This window comes from Mycobacterium sp. Soil_C_30 (genome assembly GCF_057656995.1).
On the sequence record NZ_JBDGJH010000012.1, the window covers coordinates 56,410 to 77,431 of the forward strand.

The following is a 21,022-nucleotide window of genomic DNA, read 5'->3' on the forward strand; positions in this document are numbered from 1 at the left end:
CGCACCCTTGACGCCGGTCGACGGAATTTGGCACGATCTCGTACCAGAAATACGGAAGGAAGCACCGTGGCAGTGTTGAACGCCGGAATCGCAGACTCGACGAAGTACCGAGCCCAATCGGTGGCCGCGTCGGTGACATCGCATTACCCCAGCCGGGCGCGCGCGCTGGCCGAACCGCCACGGGGATCCGGCCTCAAACCGGTCATGGGCAATTACGGTTTCCCGTTCCTCGGCCACATCATGAGCACGCTGGTCGATCCGCTCGACTTCGCGCGGCAGCGCTACGCGCAGTACGGGCCGGTCTCCTGGGCGGGCGGGGTCGGCTTCCGTGTGGTCGCCCTGATGGGTCCCGAGGCGCTCGAGTGCGCGTGGATCAACAAGGACAAAGCCCTGTCCAGCACCCTGGGCTGGGCGCCGGTGATAGGACCGTTCTTCCATCGCGGAATCATGTTGCTCGACTTCGAGGAACACCGCGACCACCGCCGGATCATGCAGCAGGCTTTCACGCGGTCCGCACTGGACGGGTACCTGGGCCTGATGTGTCCGGGTATCGCCCGCGCCGTCACCGATTGGGTTCCAGCCCAGCGGTTCCCGTTCTACACCGCGGTCAAGCACCTGCTGCTGGAGCAGGCCGCCGAGGTGTTCGTGGGCACCGAACTGGGTGCCGAATCGGATCAGCTCGCCGCCGACTTCCACGACACCGTCTGCGGCGGCCAAGCCATCGTGCGTGCCGATGTGCCCGGCGGGGTCTGGTCCAGGGGCCTACGCGCCCGGGAACGCCTGGAACGCTACTTCGCCGACCAGTTGCCCAGCCGTCTGCACGGTGACGGCATGGACCTGTTCTCGATGCTGTGCCGCAGTGAAAGCGAAGACGGTGCCCGCTTCAGCCACGCCGACATCGTCAACCACATGATCTTCCTGCTGATGGCGGCGCATGACACCAGCGCGATCGCCATTTCGATGCTGGTCTACGAACTCGGCCGAAACACCCAGTGGCAAAGCGACTTACGAGCTGAGGCGCGGGCGGACCCCCATGACACCATGACGCTGGCCGACGTGGATTCCTACCCCCTCCTGGACGCTGCGTTCAAGGAGGCGTTGCGCATGTACGCACCGGCCGGCACCCTGTTCCGGCAGGCGGTCAAGGACACCGAAATCGCGGGACACTACATCCCCCGCAAGAGCCAGGTGGCGATCAACGTGTACGCATCGATGCGGCTCGCGCAGTGGTGGCCCGACCCCGACACCTTCGATCCCGGCCGGTTCACCTCGGGCGGCGACGCCGGTGCCGTCACCCGATACGCGTTCGCGCCCTTCGGCGGTGGTGTGCACAAATGCATCGGACAGCAGTTCGCAGACATGAACGTCAAGGCGATCATGCATCAGCTGTTACGTCGGTTCGAATGGACCGTGCCCGCGGGCTACCGGCCACGCCTGACGTGGGGAACGGGGCCGACGCCCGCCGACGGGCTCCCGATCACCCTGCGCCGGCTGAACTCTCACTGAAACGCGCTGTCTCGGAGCGCTCCCGCACCGCGGGCGCGACCCACCGGTGCAGGTAACCGCGCAGTTCGGAACCGTGTCTGCTGGGACCGCCCGGATCCAGGATGAACGACTGCAGGGTGCGCAGCATGAATTCGACCAGTTCGTCCAGGCCGGCGCCGCTGAAACCCTCGGCCGCCCAGTCGACCGAGAAGCGTTCCAGGATCGACCGGCCGAACGAGATCGACATCTCCGAGGTGATGCCGGCGGTGAAGGCGCTGGCCTTGCCCGGCTGCATGACAAGTCCCAGATACCGGTCGTGGGGCAGCTGTTCGAGCGTGTAGGCAATTCCCTCGACCACCGCTTCGGTCGGGTCGGTGATGGACTGCAGATCGGCGGCGAGCCGCTCCAGGAACCCGCCGACCGCCGAGAGTGCGGTCCCCGCCAGCAGGGCCTCCAGGGTGGGGAAGTAGCGGTAGACGGTTTGGCGGGTGACGCCGAGCGCGGTGGCCACCTCGGACACGGTGACCGATCCGCGGGCGTCGATGGACGCCCGGGCCGCGCCGACGATGCGGCGCACCGCGTCGTCGTCGTCGTCGACGGGGATGTCCCCGGCCCAGCCGTGTCTACGCACCCCCGCATCGTTTCACGCCGGCGAACGCGGTGAGTCTTCAGTCCAGGCCGGGAACGATATCGTGCAAGCTGAACGTCAAGGGTTGCTCCAACTGGGCGTAGGTGCAGGTCCGTGGGTCCCGATCGGGGCGCCAACGATTGAATTGTGCTGTGTGCCGGAATCTCTCGCCTTCCATGTGGTCGTAGCGCACCTCGACCACGCGTTCGGGGCGCAGCGGTACGAAAGACAGGCTCTTGCCTGCGTTCCACCGTGAGCCCATGTTCCTGGCCAGGGCGGTGTTGTCGGCCACCTGGGCCGCCCAGTCCCACGGATGCCCGTCGAATGTCGTTACCAGCGGTTGTAATTCGGTGAAGAGTTTCCGCCGGGTGGCCATGGGGAACGCGCCGATCACACCCACCGACGCCAGGTGGCCGTCGTCTTTGTAGAGGCCCAGCATCAGCGAGCCCACCGCGTCGTCGCCGGATTTGTGCAAGCGATACCCGGCCACCACACAATCCGCAGTGCGCTGATGCTTGACCTTGAACATCAGCCGCTTGTCCGGTTGGTAGGTCAATGTCAACGGTTTGGCGATCAGCCCGTCCAGCCCGGCGCCCTCGAACTCGTGGAACCACCGGCGCGCGGTGTCTGAGTCTTCGGTCACCGGCGTGAGGTGAATCGACGGGCCCGAACCGGCCAGAGCCGTCTCGAGGACGGCGCGGCGTTCACTGAACGGGCTGTCGGTGTAGTCCTGGTCGCCGAGCGCCAGCAGATCGAACGCGATGAACGCCGCCGGCGTTTTCTGCGCCAGCATGGCGACCCGGCTGGCTGCCGGGTGCAGTCGCAGCTGCAGCGCCTCGAAATCAAGGCCCCGGTCTCCGGCGATCACGATCTCGCCGTCGATGACACACCGCTGCGGCAACTCGGCTCTGGCCGCCGTGACCAGTTCGGGAAAGTACCTTGTGAGCGGGCGTTCGTTGCGACTACCGAGCTCCACCTCTTCACCGTCGCGAAAGACGATGGAGCGGAACCCGTCCCACTTCGGTTCGTAGGCACAGTCAGCCGGGATGTCGGTGACGGCTTTGGCCAGCATCGGTGACACCGGCGGCAGCACGGGAAGTTTCATTGCCTCATTGTCGCCGCTGCCGGCCGGCGATGGTCACCGGTGGCGTCGCACCGGTCCGGCCCACAACGGGTACCCGGGCCCTCGGCCGCGGTGCTGAGTGACCGGGATCGGCAGTGGCCCAGCGGAGTTCGCAGCCACACGGTGCGATGGCGCGGTGGCCGCGGCCGCATTGCGGTCGTGTTGGGCGCGGTCCTCGGGATCGCGCAGCAGGTGGTAGGCCGCAATGAGCTGCTCCAGCTGTGTGGTGCCGGTGGTGCTCCCCGTACCGGCGTGGGAACTATCGGGGTGCAGGCCGCGCAACTTGGCACGAAACGCGCGGTTGATCTCGGCCGGGGTGGCGTGGGAAGTCACCCCCAGCACATCGTAGGGATCGAGATCGTGGTTCATCCGGGTTCAACCTCCAGCTGGCTGTCGCCGCAGGTAGGTGTGCGCTCAGACGCCCGCCGCCGGTACCGGGTACCGGCGGCGGGGCCCGGCTGCATTGACGTCGCACGCGGCCCGCGTCAGAGGTGCCACTGTCGTGGCGGTGCGCACGCAAGTCCCACGGGGGATGTTGCGGTAGGCGCGGTTGCACAGTGTGATCGGGCTGCTGCGGGCGACGTGCGGGTCACTGCCCACGCATGGTGATCGTTGAGGCATCACCTCCTTGCTCACAATGTTCGGCCTTCTTGCTCACAATGTTCGGCGCGACCCGGGGGAGACCGCTGTGTAGGCCACATCTGTCGCCGCGATCCATCTCTGGGCGGCCATCGCCCCAACCGTCTCGGGGGTGCCGGCGGTGACCGTCGACGGGTCGCGGTCACCACGGCGACCGATCTGAGGTGGAACCGGGCGGCAGGCATCTCGCCGGGAACTGCGCAGCGTCCGCGCTCACGGGGGGCGTTGTCGCGCTGCACGCGCATCCACTCGGCGCGCACAATGGCCTCCGCTTCCTCGAACACGGCGTCGGCCGGCGCGTCAGTGATCATTGTGCTCACCTCCCCTCCGGCGGGATGCTCGCCACCGCCCGGCCCCCCGGGTCAGGCGTTGATGGCTTCCTTGCCTTGACCGCTGGCGATCTCGATGCGCCGCGGTTTCGCCCTCTCGGAGACCGGGATGTTCAGCCGCAACACCCCGTCCTGGTAACTGGCCTGGATCTGCTCGGTGTCGAGTGTCTCGCCCAGGAAGAGTTGGCGACTGAACACCCCGCGGGGGCGTTCTGCGGACACCATCTCCCGGTTCTGATCCAGGCCCGGCCTTTCGGCGTGCACGGTCAGAACGTTGCGTTCGACGTCCAGGTGAACCGAATCGGGCTTCACCCCGGGCAGGTCGAACTCGACGATGAACGCGTCTCCCTCGCGCCAGGCATCCATCGGCATGACCGCGGGGCGGGCTGCGGTGCCCAGCACCTGTTGGGTCCAGCGGTCGAGATCACGGAATGGATCGGTACGCATCAACATCATCTCCACCTCCCATAGTTGCCATCAGATCATCTATGTTATCTGCCATAGATTAGTTATAGCTCCGAGTGATAGATTGCGGCAAGAACTTTTTTCGACAGATTGGGCGATCTGGTGAGTGAGGATCCGGCAGACCGATCCGGGCGCGGGGTGTACAGCATCTCGGTCGCCGCCGAGCTATCCGGTGTCGGCGAGCAGTCCCTCCGGCTCTACGAGCAGCGTGGGTTGCTCACTCCCGCCCGGACCGCAGGCGGCACTCGCCGCTACAGCGACGACGATCTGGTGCGGCTGCAGCGCATCAGTGAGCTGCTCGCCTCGGGGGTGAACGTCGCCGGGGTCGGCCAGATCTTGGACCTGCAGGACCGCAACAGCCAGCTGGAAGCCGACAACACCGCACTGAAATCCGACAACGCCCGCCTCACGGACGGGGAACGAACATGACCCGGTCGGGGGTAGAAGTCGCCGCGGTGAGCGCCACGAAACTCAGTCGGCGTGCGCGGCGGGTACCGATGTTCTCCTGCGCGCGCCCAGTCTGACGGTGAATCCCTCGGGCGCCCTGATGAGATCGACGTCGACGGCCAACTGGTGAATCAGCCACAGCCCGAGGCCGGCGCCGGTCTCGCTGCTCACCGGCATGAGCCCGGTCAGGGCGCCGCGTGGGCCGGGTCCACTGTCGTGGACATGCGCGATCACCTGGTCGGGATCGGCCCACATCCGGAAGCGGACAGGTGGCCGGCCGTGCACCAACGCATTGGACACCGCCTCGGATACGGCCAGGATCAGGTCGTGGACGGTATCGCCGTCAAGGCGCGGTGCTGCCAGAGCCCGGATGATCGCGCGGGCCTCGGCGGGGCTGATGTCGTTTCGAGTCACCAGCGGCGCTGCGGATTCGAGTGCGTCGGGGACGGCCTCCAGTGGGACGAAGGGGTCTTCGTAGCGGGCACTGGCCAGCCGCTCGCCGGGCGCGGTGAGTAGGCAGGGATGCGTCCGTTCCACCACGTCCCGGACCCGGGGCGAGACGGTGCTGGCGTCGTACAGGCACAGACTTCGCACCGGGTAGTCACTCCAGACCGTGTTCACCGCCGCCTCGTAGCGATCCCAGCCGTGGAAGCGCCGGCCATTGCCTTCGTGGGGCACGTCGCCGGCGACGCGGATCCGAGAGGCGCCGTCTGCCACATGCCGAGCGAACAGACGCCGGAAGGTGGCGATCGCCCGCGCGGGGGTGGCGTACAAGCTCGCGCCCGCGAGGAAGGTGGCTCGCGCCGAGGCGGGCAGCCAGGTGCGGAGAAGCTTGTTCTTGCGCTCGTCGTAGCCGAAGATCAGCGGTTCCCCCGCCGCCAGACTCTCCTCGACGAATGGTGTTATGAGCGAACGGAATTCGGCGTCTGATCCATAGAAGCCGGCCTCATGGACGTGGCCCGTCTCCCGTGCGATGGCGTCTGAGGTCACGCGAGTCGGTTCCTGAGCGCTACGAGGGCAGCCATGCGCGCTTGACGCTGATGGCCCGGGGAGTGGTCGGCCAGATCGTCACGAATCCCGGCGGCAAGGTCGCGCATGGTGATGTCGCTTCCCTCGGACAGGTTCCTGAGCACGGTCAGGACGTCGGCTGAGGTCCAGCCCAAAGTGTCGGCCAGTAACTCGTTCACCTCCTCGATCATGGCGATCGCATCGGCGAAAGTGCTGTCGCGCCACGGTGTTACCGAGACACCGGGCACGTCGAGCAGATCGAGGATCCTGCCGATGAACTGCTGATCGGTATGCAGCACCACGGTGCTCGAATGCCGACGACCGACCTGACTCAGCGCGATCAGTGACCGGTGATCGACGAAGGACAGTTCCCGGGCGTCGATGTGCAACGTGGTTCCTGCGGTGAGGGGCCAGACCCGGCCCAGGGTGGTGGTGAAGACGTCCTGGGTGAACGCATCGAGTTCACCTGTCAAGATGAAATCGACCTCTGGTTCAGGGTCCGCGAACAACTGGAAGTTCACCGAACCGGCGCTGACGTAGGGATGGAGGCACAGGAGTTCACCGGCCGCCGCCCCCAGTTGCGTGACGTTGTAGGCGCACATCGCGGAGAACGGCAGCACCGCCATCTGCTGGTCGACCAGGAACTCGAGTTCGGCCAGCGATTCTCGTTGTTTTTCGGTGCGAGCCACCGGGGTCACGTCGACGACGGCGCGGAACCCGTTGTAGCCCCTGGACACGGCGTCCTCGGCGGTGGCGATGTAGCGCCCGAGGGCCGCTTCGGCGTCCAGCACGTCGGTTCCGGGTTGATAGACGTAGTAGTCGGCTGCGGTGATCGTGTTGACCGCCGCGAGGTCGAGGCCGGCCAACGCCGGCATCGCGTCGAGTTCGGACCGCAACGTGGGTTCGTCCGCCTCGCCGACGTAGGTGACCAGCTGGTTCTGGCGGATACCGTCGGCGATGTACTCCGCAGCGCGCGCCAGGAACTCCGAGCGGTGGTGAAAACCCCATCCCATGTGGCCGAAGGGCGTCAGACCCGCGGCGGATTCAACGGCTGCATGCGGTCGCATCAGAGTGTTTCGGCGACACGTGGTGTCATGGTCATGCTCGTGGCCCCCAGGCAGTCGGACCGGACTTCGTGTCAAACGACCTCACTGCCGAAGTCAACTCCCGAACTGGGAGTCGACACCACGATACGCGGCCCCGGGCCACTCTTCTAGCGGCGCCAGATACCCACGGGTGCGCCGGCGTTCGGGGCGTCCGGCTCGCCCGCCAGCAGCGGTACCCCATGTCGCAACCAGATGGCTCCGGGTAGGTCGAAGGGCCGCTTCCGCTCGGCGAGGACGGCCTGCTGGGCGGCCAGCGAGGCGCTCACGGTGAATCTCCCGGTGCGGACACCGGTCAGCCAGCCCTGCCGGACCACGGCGAGCACACCGGAGAGGGCGAAAGTGATCGTGAGATCGATGTTGATGGTGGCGATCGAGGTGCCGTCGACGAACACTTCGATTCTCGGGCGTTGGCTCGATTCGATGGTGTGTCCCACCAAAGCGACGATCTCCTCGGTTGTCGGGGCGTCGAGGGTCCGCCGCGCCGCTTGCCTGAGCGCGTCGTATCGCTTCCAGCCGGCGATCGCCACATCCGCCAGGTTGGTGGACAGGAGTTCGTCGGCCTTGGCCGCCAACTCGTGCTCGAGGACGGCGTTGAGGCCCGCCGCCCCGGGGACATGGGCACGCACCGTCCCATTCCGGCGCAACGATTCGGCCAGGGCGCCAGTCGGCCCGGACCGGGCCTCGCCGAAGAGCAGGTCCCGTACGGTCGCGGTTCCGTCAAGAGCGGGTGTGGTCATCGTCCACCTCCGTGATCGTGTGATTGCCCGCCCCGGCGTGAACCTGCAGGCGGAGTGCGAAGGAACGCTGCCCGGGCGTCTCGCGCAGCGCGACAGCCGGTGGGCCGCCGAGATGTGATTCGACGTGCACGCGTGGGTTCGGTGGGTGTGCACGCGGTGTGCGCCACCGGCGATAAGCCCAGACGGCCATGATCGCCACGGCGAGGATCAGCACCAACAGCCAGAAGGCGGAACCGTCCTCCGGCGGGGGATCCGTACCCGGCGGTGTCGGTGTGGGCGTGACCGGACTGGCGACGACGGTGAACGAAGCGGTCTGCGTCGCCGCGCCGTCTGCGCAGGAGGCACGCAGGGTGCGCGTGCCGGCGCCGGCCCCGACCGGCACCGTGAATCGGGACTGGAACGATCCTGACGCATCGGTGCGGGCATCGGGCAGGGTCTCCCCGTCGTCCCAGGCCAAGGTGACCAGCTGAGAGTTGTTGTAGCACAAGAATCCTCCACCCGTCACCGTCACCCCCTCACCTCGGCCGGCGCTGGCCGGAGTCAGAGTCAGCGTGGGGTTCTGGGGTAACACTCGGGGCTCTGTTGTGGTCACTTGGCTGGTGACTGCCCCGGTCACGGTGAAGGATGCGGTGTCGGCGACGTCGGGGTCATCGGTACAGGCTGCGCGGACCGTGTACTCACGAGGAGCTGCCCCGGTGGGAACGGTGAGTGGCACGCCGAACGCGCCGGCTGGGGCTGCGGTGGCAAGAACCTCATCCCAGTGGATGTCCACACCGCCTGCGCGGCAATCGAATCCACTGCCTGTCGCCGTGAATCCCGAGCCGGGCGCACCCCGGTCGCTGCTGAGTGTCAGGCTGGGCTGCGGGACAGCGGTGACGACGAATTCGGCGGAGTCTCGGGCCGTATCGCACGTCGCGGTGACCGCGTGCGGCCCAGGGGAGGCCGTCGCCGGCACTGTGAAAGTGCCTGATCCATCCAGAGGTTCACCGTCCCAGTCCAGTACCGCCGGCTGGAGTTCATCGGGACACCCCGTGACCGTGGCCGTCACCGCGGTGCCTGGGCGGCCCTCGGTGACGGACAAGCCCAGGTCTATGACGATCGGCGCACGGGTGACCGTGAACGGCGCGGGCGCTGCCGTGACCCCGTTGCATGACGCGGTGATGGCGTAGGTTGCCGGGTTGGCTTTCTGCGGCACAACAAAAGTCGCCGTAGTGGCAGTCGCGCTGTCAGGCCCCCCGTATTCCCATGAGAAGGACACGACGCACTCGTCCGAGAACCCGACAGGCGTTGCGGTTGCCTCGAACCTGGTTCCAGGTCCACCTTCGGCCGGCGACACCAACAGAGTGAGCTCTGGACCGGGCAGTGGCTTCGCCACCATGGGTCCCGTGTCTTCGATGGGCGCTGCGGGGTCGGTTGTGGGAGGCGGACCGGGAAGAGGTTCCGCCCCGGCAGTACCGCCGGGCAGGGGTGACAAGGCACCACACCCGACGGCCACGGCCGCCAGGAAGTACCTCACGCATTTTGATGCCACGGTCGCAGTGTGGCGCGGTTGACCGCCCGCAGCACGAGTACCCCACTACCCGAGTTCTCGCCGCAGATGGTGCCTAACGTGGTGGATGGAAGGCGGCGTAGGGGGGAACAATGAATGAAAGTAACCTGGCGGTAGCAACATTCGATCAGCGGTCGGATCGAACGGACGACGTGCGATGACTGAGAACAGTGTCTGCGCCGAGTCCTGCACCACGGTGACACCGATCAGTGTGAGCGTGCACAAGGGCATCCGCGTTGAGCGCGTATCCGTGTCAGATATCTCGCAGGACGCCCGCTACGTGGCGGACAGGATGCAGACGCAGGCGGACATCGACCTGATCGACAGCCGACTGGCCAGCGAAAGGCACTGGGCGGCACCATGTCTTGCGGATATCGGCGGCCGCCGCCGACTTCGATTCAACAACCCGGTGGCCGCCCAGTTGTTCGGCAGCGCCCCGGCGTTGCGGATCTGGCGGGAACGTTTTGTTCCCAGAGCGATTGCGCTGACGCCGGTTTACGAAGCTGAGTCGTGGTTCCTGCCCACCGGTGAGCCGATCGACCCGAAGACCAGAGGTATCTTTCTGTACTCGTTGGATGCAATCGGCGTTCGTACCCGCGCGTCGATCCTGGCGCATCGGGTGTCGCGCTATGTCGAGCCACATTCGGTCACCAGGTGGACCAGCATCGCGAGCGGTGCTGCGATCCCCGTGCTCAACGCAGTGGCGCGCAATCTGGCCGGACGTCAGGTCAGCGTCACACTCGTTGACATCGATCCGGAAGCGTTACACCACGCGAGGCAGAAGGCGTCGGCACTCGGCCTCGTCGAGGGGCGGCATTACGAGCTGCTCCGACGCAATGTCATCAGCGACCTGATCGTGACCGACAACCTGGTGCGCGCACTCGGTGAGCATTCGCAGAACATGGTGGACATGCTCGGCATCTTCGAGTACATCGATGAAGAGTTCGCCGGGAGGAAGTCCGCGGCGACATTCTTGGTCAATGCGTTTCGTCTGGTGAAGCCGGGCGGCGCGCTTGTGGGGGCCAACATGCTGAACACCCGCCCGCAGCTGCACTTCAATCAGCGAGCGGTCGGCTGGCCGCGCATCATTCCCCGATCCCTCGATCAGATCCACCGGATCATCGTCGATGCCGGGATAAACCCGAACTGGGTCACGATGAGGATCGCGGCTGACGGCATCTACGCGGTGTTCGAGATCGCCAGGCCCAAGCTGGACCCGGGAAGTGGGCGATGACATTGCCGGAGTTCGCGGGTCTACGTGAGTATGGAACCCGTGGACCTTCCCGTGCAGCCTCCGCTCGAACCGATGCTGGCCAAAGCCCAGGCCAAGGTGCCCACCGACGAGGGGGTGTGGTCGTACGAGCCCAAATGGGACGGATTCCGGGCGCTGGTGTTCCGCGACGGTGACGAGGTGGCGCTGATCTCGCGCAGCGGCAAGGACCTCGGCCGGTACTTCCCGGAGATGGTGGACGCGCTGCGCGACGAGCTCGCCTCACGCTGCGTGCTCGACGGCGAGGTGGTGGTGCCCCGGGAGATCGACGGCCGGATCCGGCTGGACTGGGAATCCCTGAGTCAGCGCATCCACCCCGCCGAGAGCCGGATCAAGCTGCTGGCCAAGGAAACCCCCGCCCATTTCATCGGGTTCGACGCGCTGGCCACCGGGGACCGGTCGCTGCTCCGGGAGCCGTTCCGGATGCGCCGGGAGACCCTGCTCGAGTCGGTGAACACCACGACCTGGTGTCACGTCACCCGCACCACCGAAGACCCGGACGTGGGACAACAGTGGCTGACCACCTTCGAAGGAGCCGGCCTGGACGGCGTGATCGCCAAACGGCTCGACGGCGCTTACCTGCCCGGCAAACGGGAGATGGTGAAGATCAAACACGCGCGGGACGCCGACTGCGTGGCAATGGGATACCGCATCCACAAAAGCGGTGAGGGGGTGGGGTCGATTCTGCTGGGCCTCTACCGCGATGACGGTGAGCTCCAGATGGTGGGCGGCGCGGCGTCGTTCTCGGTGAAGGACCGGGTGAAGCTGCTCGCCGATCTCGAGCCGCTGCGCGAGGGCGACGAGGTGCGGGAAGGCGATCCCAGCCGTTGGAATTCCGCGGCCGACAAGCGCTGGATCCCGGTGCGGCCGGAGAAGGTCGCCGAGGTGGCCTACGACCAGATGGAGGGCAGCTCAGGGGCGAGCGGAGCGATGGGGGATTCAGCTCGGGCTGGCCGGCGGTTCCGGCACGCGGTGAAGTTCCGCCGGTGGCGCCCCGACCGGGACCCCGCGAGTTGCACGTTCGGGCAGCTCGACGTGCCGCTGAACTATGACCTCTACGATGTCCTTGAAAAAGGCGACGGTCTGGAGAAATCCTGAAATGGCGACTGCTGCACAAGAATTGGATGTCGACGGGGTCAAGGTCCGGCTCACCAGCCCGGACAAGCCGTACTTCCCCGAGCTCGGGTCCGACGGCCTGAAAGCGAGTCTGGTCCAGTACTACCGGGCGGTGTCGCTGGCCGGGCCGATGATGCACTCGCTGCGTGACAGGCCCACCCACCTGCAGCGCTTCCCCGACGGCATCGACGGTGAGGAGATCTACCAGAAGCGGGTGCCACAGAAACACCCCGACTATCTGCAGACCTGCCAGGTCACCTTCCCGTCCGGCCGCACCGCGGACGCGCTCAAGATCACCCACCCGTCGGCCATCGTGTGGGCCGCGCAGATGGGTACCGTGACGTTTCACCCGTGGCAGGTGCGCTGCCCCGACGTCGAGCATCCGGACGAACTGCGCATCGACCTGGACCCCCAGCCCGGCACCGGCTTCGTCGAGGCCCGCACAGTGGCCTGCGAGGTGCTCAAGCCGCTCTTGGACGAGTTGGGTTTGGCCGGTTACGCCAAGACCTCCGGCGGCAGGGGGGTACACGTGTACCTCCGCATCGCCGCGGAATGGGATTTCATCGCCGTCCGGCGGGCCGGTATCGCCCTGGCGCGCGAGCTCGAGCGTCGTGCCCCGGATCTCGTCACCACCTCGTGGTGGAAAGAAAACCGGGGTCAGCGCATCTTCATCGACTTCAACCAGAACGCCCGTGACCGCACCATGGCCTCGCCGTACTCGGTACGACGGACCCCGATCGCCACGGTGTCGACGCCGCTGTCCTGGGCGGACCTGGCCGACGCCGACCCGGATGACTACACCATGGCAACGGTGCCCGATCTCGTTGCGAGCCGGGATGATCCGTGGGCGGCCATGGAAGAGACAGTCCAGTCACTGCAGCCGCTGCTGGACATGGTGGCCGCCGACGCGGAGCGCGGCCTCGGCGACATGCCGTACCCGCCCAGTTACCCGAAGATGCCGGGGGAGCCGCCACGGGTGCAGCCGAGCAAGAAAGTCGCCGAGCACTGGGACGAGGACGGCAATCGGCGTACGTGAGGAAGTCCGGCCTCGCCGGTATAGGTGGAATTCACCGTAGCGAGCCCCGATGCCGCGCCCGGCCACGGTCGGGTCGGTAACGGTCGGCGACGGTATGGGTGGCTTTCACCGACGCGAAGGTGCCGCCGTCGCTGCGAATCTGGTGGTACGGAAAACGGCGGGCCAATCCGGCCTCGCCCGCCCGCACCACCGGACCAAGGGGCACACCATGCGATGTATCACCGTCTTGAAGGCGAACACCGACAACGACACCAACACCCTCGACGAGACCGACGCCGAAACAGCGGCGCGTTTCGAGCGCGAGGTGGTTCCGTTCCTGGACCAGCTCTACGGCGGGGCCATGCGCATGACCCGGCAGCGTGCCGACGCCGAAGACCTCGTGCAGGAGACCATGATCCGGGCCTACCGAGGCTTCCGGACTTTCGAGCAGGGAACGAATCTGAAGAGCTGGCTCTTCCGCATTCAGACCAATGCCTACATCAACAGCTACCGCAAACAGGAGCGGCGGCCCGTCGAATTGCCCACCGGCGAACTGACCGACCGGCAGTCGGCCGCCGCCGAATGTTCGACCAGAGCACTGTGCTCGGCGGAGATGCAGGTGTTGGAGTCGTTGCCCGACCATGACATCTCGAACGCCATGAACGCACTGCCGCAGGAGTTTCGGATGGCGGTGTATTACGCCGACGTCGAGGGATTCACCTACAAGCAGATCAGCGACATCATGGGTACGCCGCTGGGCACTGTCATGTCCCGGATCCATCGCGGCCGGGCCCAGCTGCGTGAGCTGTTGGCCACCGTCGCGGCTGACCGCGGGTACTTCCGCGACCGGCAGGTCCGCGAGAGCCGCACGCTCGCCGCGGTGTGAACGCAAAAGACGGCACCCCATCGCTGGGGTGCCGTCCTCAGTGGTGTTGGTGTCAGCGCACGTTCACGTAGATGGTGCGGGTGCTGACGGGCACGGAGTAGTCGCTGCTGCTGCCGTCCGCGGCGACGTTGTGGGTGAAGGCCGGGCCCTCGCCGACGGAGACCACAGTGGCCTCACTCAGGGGGGCCATGCTCATGCGGTTCACGACCACCTTGTAGCCCTGGCTCTCCAGGCTGGCGATGGTGTCCTGGGCGTTGCCCGCGGTGGGGGCGGCCAGTGCGGGGGCGGCGAGACCCAGCGCGCCGGCGGTCAGAGCGGTAGCGGCGATGGTGGCGAATCCGAGGTTCTTCATGGTGTTCTTCTCTCTGCGCGGTTCGATTGTCGTCGCGGTTCGGGAGGGGAGCCGATCCGTTATGACTGGTCCAACCAGCAGGGCTGCGGAATTGATTTCCGCTGGCAGAGATTTACCGCAGGGTGGCAGGAAGTAGTCGGTCTGCTGCACTGACTTCGCTGAAAATTCCCGTCCGCGACGGTGATTCAGAACTCAGACGGCTGAGCCCTGTGTCGATCGCCGCGCCGGCTCAGCTGGTGGCGCCGCTGGTGAGAACGGTGCGGCCCACCCGCTCGATACCGGCGCGGTCTCGCCACACCACCTCGATGTTGTTGCCCGGGTACCGCTGATCCAGCACGCCGGTCAACGCGTTGGCCGAGGTGATCGGCACGCCGTCGATGCGCAGCAGGGTGTCGCCGGGGCGCAGGCCGGTCAGATCGGCCGGGCCGCCGCGCAACACCGACTGGATCGGTAGTCCGTCACCCTCTTCGACCGCGTTCACGCCGACGCCCAGAATCGCCGAGGGCCCGATGTGCACCTCGGCCGTGCCCTGGCCGGACCGGATCTGGTTCACGATGCCCAGCGCGTCGTTGATCGGGATGGCGTAGCCCTGCCCACCCGGGGTGGACTCACCGTTGAGCCGGAAGTTGTAGGTGGCGGCGGCGTTGAGGCCGACCACCTGGCCGGCGCCATTGACCAGCGCGCCGCCCGAGTCACCGGAACGCAGGTTCGTCGATGACTCGATCAGGTTGTCGAGGCTGTGCGAGCTGCCGGTCAGCTCGTCCTCGGCGTTGATGGTCTCGCCCAGTGCGGTGACCGCGCCCTGCTCGCGAGTCAGGGGGTTGCCGGTGCCGTTGGCGTTGCCCAGTGTCGTGACGGGCTCGCCCACCCGCAGGTTCGCCGAGTCGCCCAGCGGGGCGGGGATCAGGCCGGAGGCACCGCGCAACTGGATCAGTGCGACGTCGTCATTGCGGTCGTAGCCCAGCACGTCGGCGTCGTAGGTCTGGCCGTTGCTCAGTGTCAGCGCCCGGATGGAGTCGGCGCCCTGGATCACGTGGTGATTGGTGAGCACCACGCCCTCGGGCGTCAGGACGATGCCCGTGCCGTTGCCGACGATGCCCTGGAAATCGACCCGGGTGGAGATCTGCACCAGGCTGTTCTCGATGGGCGCCGGCTCGGCGTGCGCGACAGCGCCGCCGCCCAGCGGGACGACGAGCGCCATCAGGACAGCACTGATCAGCCCCAGCAGGAAGCGGGCACGAAGACGTGGTCGGTACGCGGCCATTACTTGCCTCTCGGGCCAGGGGATCGATTCGTTACGTGACCATATTGCCTGGCAGCCCCGAGCAGAAACGCGAGCAGCTACCGCGGCACCACCCCGCGGGGCAGGATCAGCGGCAAATCGTTGTAGGTGACGATGCCGGGTGTCGCGGCCACCACGGCCGGGATGGCGTTCAGCGGAGGGGTGGCCGTCATGATGTGCCCGAGCACCATGAACTCCTCCAAGGTCGTCGCCTCGAAGTCCGGCGGCGGCAGGAAACCGACCTTCATCGTCACGGTCGGCCGGCCGGCAACCTCGATCACCCAGCCGTCCTGATCGATCTTCCAGTCGGGCTCGAGCGTCTGTCCCTTGCGCCACCGGACATTGATCTCGACTCGCGTCTCACCCGCGACGATCCCCTTCCAGCTGGCGTACACCCCGGCCACACACCCCGCGCCGATGGTCCACGAACCGAGATCCAGATCCGCGGTGGTCTGCGCGTACTCGGCATCACAGCGCACCTCGTCGAGTTCGATGCCGAGTGCGTCCGCTACCATCCGCACCGCCTCGCCGAACACCCCGGTGCCGTGCGCGGTCATCGCGGGCAACTCGGGATCGTCGATGGGCCGGCCGAAACCGACGGGCTTCTCGGTGGCCGGGGAATCGTAGAACGTGGTGTCGGCCGCCTCGTTGACGGTGATCCGATCCACTCGGTCGCAGATACCTGCGGCCACCACCGACAGCTGATTGACGTAACCGGGACTGATGCCCGAGCCGAACATGGTGGCACCGCCGCGTTCGCACGCTTCGGCGATTCTGGCGCGGCCCTCACCTTGGTTGTGGCCGGTGATGAACGACGCGGTGGCCACCACGTTGATGCCCGCGGACAGGATGCGGACCAGTTCGTCGACGTCGATCCACATCGGGTTGTAGACCACGACGTCCGGTTTGAGCGCCAAGAGGGCGTCGATGTCGTTGGTCGCGGTGACCCCGAGCGGTTCGATACCGGCGAGCTCGCCGACGTCGCGGCCCACTTTGTCCTGCGACCAGGCGTAGCAGCCGACGAGTTCGAGGGTGGGGTTCTTGGCGATCGCCGCTACCGAGCTCTTGCCGACGTTGCCTGTCGTCCATTGGACGACGCGATAAGACGATGTGTTGAGCACTCGCTCAGCATAGGGAGGCCCGATCTGTCGCGGGCGTGAATTCCGGGGATGTCAGTCTTCGGAAACGGCCACGCCGCCGGAGCGGCCCCGGCTCTTGCCGGACGGGCGACGGTTCCGCAACCGACCACCCGCGGCGGCGGGTTCTGCTTCCGGCTCGTCTGCGCTCTCCCCGGCGGGAGTGTCCTCGACCGAGACCTCGGCCGGGCTGTCCTCGGCGGTCTCGTCTGCCGGCTTGTCCTCGACGGCTTCCTCGGCCGGAGTCTCCTCGTCGTCGGAGACGGCCTCGTCGGCCTTCGCCGTCTTCGCCTTCTTCGGCTTGAGGGGTTTCGGTGGAGGTGGCGGCGTCTCGGCGACGAACGCCAGATAGAAGGCCGCGGCGCCGAGCACGGCGATGGCCGCGGCGGCGCCGTACACGCCGAACAGCCACTGACCGGCGGATTCCAGCGTCACCCAGATCTCGGTGACGGCGGTCCCGACGATCAGCACACCGGCCAGCACATGGCCCACGACGGACCAGACCCGCAGCGTCAGCGCGAGCTGCGGGGTGCCGAACTCCGGCTTACGGGCCTTGACGAGGTTGAGTGCCACCGGCAGGGCGGTCAGCCCGATCAGGACCCCGGTGATGATGCGCAGGGTGGTTCCCACGGTGTGGGAGACATCGCCCATGAGTTCCCACCAACGCGGCAGGACGAAGACGAAGTACAGAATCGCGGCGAGAAGGAAAGACAGTGCATGCCATGACACAGCGATCCCGCGGCGCATACCCCTCCTTGGGTTGGGTTCCGGGGTGCCGCCCTCTGCGGGTCGACACCCCGGAACCGAAGTGCGGAGGATAGGGGATTTGAACCCCTGAGGGCTGTTAACCCAACCCGCGTTCCAGGCGAGCGCCATAGGCCACTAGGCGAATCCTCCGTCGGTCATGGTAACCGAGTCACCCCCGAAGGCCAGAATCGTTGACGTGCGCGCAGGTCGGAGGCCTTCCGGCAGCAGTGTGGTCAGCCGGCGCTCCGCTGGGTATTACACTCTCTACGGACCCCGCGCGGCGTCTATCCTGTGAACTCCCCCAGGGCCGGAAGGCAGCAAGGGTCAATGGGCTCTGGCGGGTGCGCGGGGTCCCCTTCATGTTCACCCCGCCGTGAAAGGCCCCAGGTGTCGTTCCTTTCCCTCGGCCGCGACGAGTTGGTTGCCGAGCACGAGCAGCAGCAGCGCAACTACGCCGAACTGCAAGCCAAGAAGCTGACCCTGGATCTGACCCGCGGCAAGCCGTCCCCGAATCAGCTCGACCTCTCCGATGCGCTGCTCGCCCTGCCCGGCGCGGGTGCCTACCGCGACGGCGAAGGCACCGACACCCGCAATTACGGCGGTCTGCACGGCCTGCCCGAGCTGCGGGCCATCTTCGGTGAGCTGCTCGGTATCCCGGTTCAGAATCTGATCGCCGGCAACAATGCCAGCCTCGAACTGATGCACGACGTCGTGGTGTTCTCGTTGCTCCACGGTGCGGTCGATTCGCCCCGGCCCTGGATCGAGGACCTGCGAGACGGCGGCGTGAAGTTCCTGTGCCCCTCGCCGGGCTATGACCGGCACTTCGCCATCACCGAGACCATGGGCATCGAACTGGTTCCCGTCCCGATGCGCGAGGACGGACCCGACGTCGACCTGATCGAAGAACTGGTCGCCGTCGACCCCGCGATCAAGGGCATGTGGTGCGTCCCGGTGTACTCCAATCCCACCGGCGCGGTGTACTCCTGGGAGGTGGTCCGGCGTCTGGTGCAGATGCGCACGGCCGCACCGGATTTCCGGCTGTTCTGGGACAACGCGTATGCGGTGCACACCCTCACCCATGATTTCCTGCGTCAGGTCGACGTGCTCGGGCTGGCGGCCACGGCCGGCAACCCCAACCGTCCATATGTGTTCGCCTCGACGTCGAAGATCACCTTCGCCGGTGCCGGCGTCAGCTTCTTCGGTGGTTCCCTGGGCAACATCGCCTGGTACCTGCAGTACGCGGCCAAGAAGACCATCGGCCCGGACAAGGTGAACCAGCTGCGCCACCTCAAGTTCTTCGGTGACGCCGACGGGGTGCGGTTGCACATGCAGAAGCATCAGCAGCTCCTGGCGCCGAAATTCGCACTCGTGGCCGAGATCCTCGACGACCGACTCGGCGACTCCAAGGTGGCGTCCTGGACCGACCCCAAGGGCGGGTACTTCGTCAGCCTCGACGTGCTTCCCGGCACCGCCAAGCGGACCATCGCGCTGGCCAAAGACGCCGGGATCGCGGTGACCGAGGCGGGTGCGGCGTTCCCGTACCGAAAAGACCCGGACGACAAGAACATTCGCATCGCACCGACCTTCCCCTCGGAACCGGAACTGCGGGATGCGATCGACGGACTGGCGACCTGCACCCTGTTGGCGGCCACCGAGTCGCTGCTGGCCCGTGACTAGCCCGGTCGCCCATGCGGCGACGAAGGAGCCGGGGAGGCAGGGCCGGTCTACGACGGAACTAGTCGGACCCTGTAGGTAGCCTGCTTCCGTGGCTCTCTATCGCAAATACCGACCGGCGACGTTCGCCGAGGTGGTGGGGCAGGAACACGTCACCGCACCACTGTCCGTGGCGCTGGAGGCCGGCCGCATCAACCACGCCTATCTGTTCTCCGGTCCGCGAGGCTGCGGTAAGACGTCCTCGGCGCGCATCCTCGCGCGCTCGCTGAACTGTGTCGAGGGGCCGACGCCCACGCCGTGCGGGGTGTGTGACTCATGCGTCGCGCTGGCCCCCAACGGGCCCGGCAACGTCGACGTCGTGGAACTCGACGCGGCCAGCCACGGCGGTGTGGACGACACCCGCGAACTCCGCGACCGCGCGTTCTACGCCCCGGCGCAGTCGCGCTACCGCATCTTCATCATCGACGAAGCGCACATGGTCACCACGGCGGGCTTCAACGCGCTGCTCAAGATCGTCGAGGAACCGCCGGAACACCTGATTTTCGTCTTCGCCACCACCGAACCGGAGAAGGTGCTGCCCACCATCCGGTCGCGCACCCACCACTATCCGTTCCGGCTGCTGGCACCGCGCACCATGCGCACCCTGATCGAATCCATCTGCGCCAGCGAGAGCGTCGATGTGGACGACGCGGTGTATCCGCTGGTGATTCGGGCCGGAGGTGGTTCGCCTCGTGACACCCTCAGCGTGCTGGATCAGCTGCTGGCCGGTGCCGAAGGCAACCGCGTCGTCTACCAGCGGGCGCTGTCTCTGCTGGGAGCCACCGACGTCGCGCTGATCGACGACGCGGTCGAGGCGTTGGCCGCCAATGATTCCGCTGCGCTGTTCGGCGCGGTCGAATCGGTGATCGACGCCGGCCACGACCCCCGTCGGTTCGCCACCGATCTGCTGGAGCGCTTCCGCGATCTCATTGTGCTGCAAGCGGTTCCCGACGCCGCCGCCCGCGGGGTGGTGGACGCGCCGGAGGACGAGCTGGAGAAGATGCGCTCGCAGGCCGACCGGATCGGTACCGCGACGCTGACCCGGTACGCCGAAGTGGTGCACGCAGGTCTGGGCGAGATGCGCGGGGCCACCGCGCCCAGGCTGCTTCTCGAGGTGGTGTGCGCGCGGCTGCTGCTGCCCTCGGCCAGCGACACCGAGGCCGCCCTGCTGCAACGGGTGGAACGCATCGAAACCCGGCTCGACATGTCGATTCCCGCCGGTGAGGCCGCAGTGGGACAGCCCGCCGCGCCCAGCGGGCGGCAGTTCGTGCGCAAGAGCGCGCAAGCCGAAACGCCGGCGCCGGCCCCCGAGCCCCCACCCGCGCCAGTCGCCCCACCAGCGGCAGTCGCACCACCCGCGCCGGCTCCGCCCGTCGCCCCGCCGCCGGTCCGTCGGCCCGAACCCGAGTCCGTCGCCCCGGCAGCACCGGTCGAACCGCCGGCACCGGTGCCCACTCCGGCACCTACGCCGCCGGCGCCCGCACCCACCCCGGCGCCTGCTCCCACGCCTGCCGCAGCATCGGTCGCCGGCGAACCCGACGCGGCTGCGGTCCGCAGCATGTGGACCACCGTGCGCGAGAAAGTCCGTCAGCGCAGCCGCACCACCGAGGTGATGCTGACCGGCGCAACCGTGCGGGCGGTCGACGGGGACACGCTGGTGCTGAGCCACGAGTCGGCGCCGCTGGCCAAGCGACTCTGCGAACAGCGCAACACCGACGTCATCCGTGAGGCCCTCAAGGACGCCCTCGGGGTGAACTGGCGGGTGCGGTGTGAACCGGGCGGGCCCGCGGGTGCGCCGGCGGCGCAGACCGCCGCGGCAGCGCCCGCGCCGGATCCCGTTGAGCAGCAGGCCGCCGAGCGCGCCGAAGAAGACGCCATGCTGGCTGAAGCCGCCGACTCGGTGTCGGTGCCGCGGCGCGACCCCGAAGAAGTGGCGTTGGAGCTACTGCAGAACGAGTTGGGCGCCCGCAAGATCGAGGGTTAGGCCGG

21 protein-coding genes, 1 tRNA gene and 1 other RNA gene are annotated in these 21,022 nt (G+C 67.1%); 9 read left to right on the forward strand and 14 right to left on the reverse strand.

The window, feature by feature from the left end; translation table 11 throughout:
- The first annotated feature begins 75 nt into the window (after positions 1 to 75).
- On the forward strand, positions 76 to 1,506 hold the full coding sequence (locus tag AC3A6P_RS21510; RefSeq protein WP_487693965.1) for a cytochrome P450: 1,431 nt from the start codon (positions 76 to 78) through the stop codon (positions 1,504 to 1,506).
- Here AC3A6P_RS21510 and AC3A6P_RS21515 read toward each other — a convergent pair.
- From AC3A6P_RS21515 to AC3A6P_RS21530, 4 genes are all read right to left on the reverse strand, one after another.
- Complete coding sequence (locus AC3A6P_RS21515; protein WP_487693788.1) at positions 1,478 to 2,116, reverse strand: TetR/AcrR family transcriptional regulator; 639 nt, start codon at positions 2,114 to 2,116, stop codon at positions 1,478 to 1,480. The two genes, AC3A6P_RS21510 and AC3A6P_RS21515, sit on opposite strands and share 29 nt — an antisense overlap.
- 37 nt (positions 2,117 to 2,153) lie before the next feature.
- A complete protein-coding gene (locus AC3A6P_RS21520; protein ID WP_487693789.1) occupies positions 2,154 to 3,218 on the reverse strand; it encodes an ATP-dependent DNA ligase in 1,065 nt (354 codons plus the stop codon).
- Between the two features lie 33 nt (positions 3,219 to 3,251).
- Complete coding sequence (locus AC3A6P_RS21525; protein ID WP_487693790.1) at positions 3,252 to 3,605, reverse strand: J domain-containing protein; 354 nt, start codon at positions 3,603 to 3,605, stop codon at positions 3,252 to 3,254.
- 632 nt (positions 3,606 to 4,237) lie between these two features.
- Entirely contained in the window at positions 4,238 to 4,660 is a 423-nt protein-coding gene (locus AC3A6P_RS21530; RefSeq protein ID WP_487693791.1) for an Hsp20/alpha crystallin family protein, read from the reverse strand.
- 111 nt (positions 4,661 to 4,771) lie between these two features.
- Between AC3A6P_RS21530 and AC3A6P_RS21535 the strand changes: the two genes are divergently transcribed.
- Positions 4,772 to 5,098, forward strand: coding sequence for a MerR family transcriptional regulator (locus AC3A6P_RS21535; RefSeq protein WP_487693792.1), 327 nt, complete (start codon positions 4,772 to 4,774; stop codon positions 5,096 to 5,098).
- Positions 5,099 to 5,140: 42 nt separating this feature from the next.
- On the opposite strand, the gene AC3A6P_RS21540 is transcribed toward AC3A6P_RS21535, so the two are convergent.
- From AC3A6P_RS21540 to AC3A6P_RS21555, 4 genes are all read right to left on the reverse strand, one after another.
- A complete protein-coding gene (locus AC3A6P_RS21540) occupies positions 5,141 to 6,106 on the reverse strand; it encodes an anti-sigma factor RsbA family regulatory protein (protein ID WP_487693793.1) in 966 nt (321 codons plus the stop codon).
- The gene (locus AC3A6P_RS21545; protein WP_487693794.1) at positions 6,103 to 7,191 is read right to left on the reverse strand and encodes an MEDS domain-containing protein; all 1,089 of its coding nucleotides are present in this window, start codon (positions 7,189 to 7,191) and stop codon (positions 6,103 to 6,105) included. The genes AC3A6P_RS21540 and AC3A6P_RS21545 overlap by 4 nt, the downstream gene beginning before the upstream one ends.
- Before the next feature lie 146 nt (positions 7,192 to 7,337).
- Positions 7,338 to 7,967, reverse strand: coding sequence for a hypothetical protein (locus AC3A6P_RS21550; RefSeq protein WP_487693796.1), 630 nt, complete (start codon positions 7,965 to 7,967; stop codon positions 7,338 to 7,340).
- Complete coding sequence (locus tag AC3A6P_RS21555) at positions 7,948 to 9,162, reverse strand: hypothetical protein (protein WP_487693797.1); 1,215 nt, start codon at positions 9,160 to 9,162, stop codon at positions 7,948 to 7,950. The genes AC3A6P_RS21550 and AC3A6P_RS21555 overlap by 20 nt, the downstream gene beginning before the upstream one ends.
- Before the next feature lie 571 nt (positions 9,163 to 9,733).
- Between AC3A6P_RS21555 and AC3A6P_RS21560 the strand changes: the two genes are divergently transcribed.
- The 3 genes from AC3A6P_RS21560 to ligD are packed head-to-tail and all read left to right on the forward strand — an operon-like array spanning position 9,734 to position 12,938.
- Complete coding sequence (locus tag AC3A6P_RS21560; RefSeq protein ID WP_487693798.1) at positions 9,734 to 10,750, forward strand: class I SAM-dependent methyltransferase; 1,017 nt, start codon at positions 9,734 to 9,736, stop codon at positions 10,748 to 10,750.
- A 30-nt stretch (positions 10,751 to 10,780) separates the two neighbouring features.
- A complete protein-coding gene (locus tag AC3A6P_RS21565) occupies positions 10,781 to 11,884 on the forward strand; it encodes an ATP-dependent DNA ligase (protein WP_487693966.1) in 1,104 nt (367 codons plus the stop codon).
- Between the two features lies 1 nt (position 11,885).
- Positions 11,886 to 12,938 (forward strand): non-homologous end-joining DNA ligase, encoded by a 1,053-nt coding sequence (ligD, locus tag AC3A6P_RS21570; protein WP_487693799.1) that lies wholly within the window; start codon positions 11,886 to 11,888, stop codon positions 12,936 to 12,938.
- A 31-nt stretch (positions 12,939 to 12,969) separates the two neighbouring features.
- On the opposite strand, the gene AC3A6P_RS21575 is transcribed toward ligD, so the two are convergent.
- On the reverse strand, positions 12,970 to 13,143 hold the full coding sequence (locus AC3A6P_RS21575) for a hypothetical protein (protein ID WP_487693800.1): 174 nt from the start codon (positions 13,141 to 13,143) through the stop codon (positions 12,970 to 12,972).
- A 3-nt stretch (positions 13,144 to 13,146) separates the two neighbouring features.
- Between AC3A6P_RS21575 and AC3A6P_RS21580 the strand changes: the two genes are divergently transcribed.
- The gene (locus AC3A6P_RS21580; protein ID WP_487693802.1) at positions 13,147 to 13,803 is read left to right on the forward strand and encodes a sigma-70 family RNA polymerase sigma factor; all 657 of its coding nucleotides are present in this window, start codon (positions 13,147 to 13,149) and stop codon (positions 13,801 to 13,803) included.
- A 52-nt stretch (positions 13,804 to 13,855) separates the two neighbouring features.
- Here the strand turns inward: AC3A6P_RS21580 and AC3A6P_RS21585 are convergent, their stop codons facing one another.
- The 5 genes from AC3A6P_RS21585 to AC3A6P_RS21605 form a co-directional block, all read right to left on the reverse strand.
- Positions 13,856 to 14,155, reverse strand: a complete 300-nt coding sequence (locus tag AC3A6P_RS21585) for a hypothetical protein (RefSeq protein WP_487693803.1) — start codon at positions 14,153 to 14,155, stop codon at positions 13,856 to 13,858.
- Between the two features lie 229 nt (positions 14,156 to 14,384).
- On the reverse strand, positions 14,385 to 15,419 hold the full coding sequence (locus AC3A6P_RS21590; RefSeq protein ID WP_487693804.1) for a S1C family serine protease: 1,035 nt from the start codon (positions 15,417 to 15,419) through the stop codon (positions 14,385 to 14,387).
- A gap of 77 nt (positions 15,420 to 15,496) precedes the next feature.
- On the reverse strand, positions 15,497 to 16,558 hold the full coding sequence (locus AC3A6P_RS21595; protein WP_487693805.1) for an NAD(P)H-dependent amine dehydrogenase family protein: 1,062 nt from the start codon (positions 16,556 to 16,558) through the stop codon (positions 15,497 to 15,499).
- A gap of 51 nt (positions 16,559 to 16,609) precedes the next feature.
- Positions 16,610 to 17,320 (reverse strand): lipid uptake coordinator LucA, encoded by a 711-nt coding sequence (gene lucA / locus AC3A6P_RS21600; protein WP_487693806.1) that lies wholly within the window; start codon positions 17,318 to 17,320, stop codon positions 16,610 to 16,612.
- A 64-nt stretch (positions 17,321 to 17,384) separates the two neighbouring features.
- A tRNA-Ser gene (locus tag AC3A6P_RS21605) sits at positions 17,385 to 17,470 on the reverse strand.
- Between the two features lie 115 nt (positions 17,471 to 17,585).
- Between AC3A6P_RS21605 and ffs the strand changes: the two genes are divergently transcribed.
- The 3 genes from ffs to AC3A6P_RS21620 all read left to right on the forward strand — a co-directional run bounded on the left by ffs (position 17,586) and on the right by AC3A6P_RS21620 (position 21,017).
- Positions 17,586 to 17,680: signal recognition particle sRNA small type (gene ffs, locus AC3A6P_RS21610), an RNA gene on the forward strand.
- Between the two features lie 27 nt (positions 17,681 to 17,707).
- Positions 17,708 to 18,997, forward strand: coding sequence for an aspartate aminotransferase type Ic (locus AC3A6P_RS21615; RefSeq protein WP_487693807.1), 1,290 nt, complete (start codon positions 17,708 to 17,710; stop codon positions 18,995 to 18,997).
- 88 nt (positions 18,998 to 19,085) lie between these two features.
- Positions 19,086 to 21,017 (forward strand): DNA polymerase III subunits gamma/tau, encoded by a 1,932-nt coding sequence (locus AC3A6P_RS21620; protein WP_487693808.1) that lies wholly within the window; start codon positions 19,086 to 19,088, stop codon positions 21,015 to 21,017.
- Positions 21,018 to 21,022 lie beyond the last annotated feature (5 nt).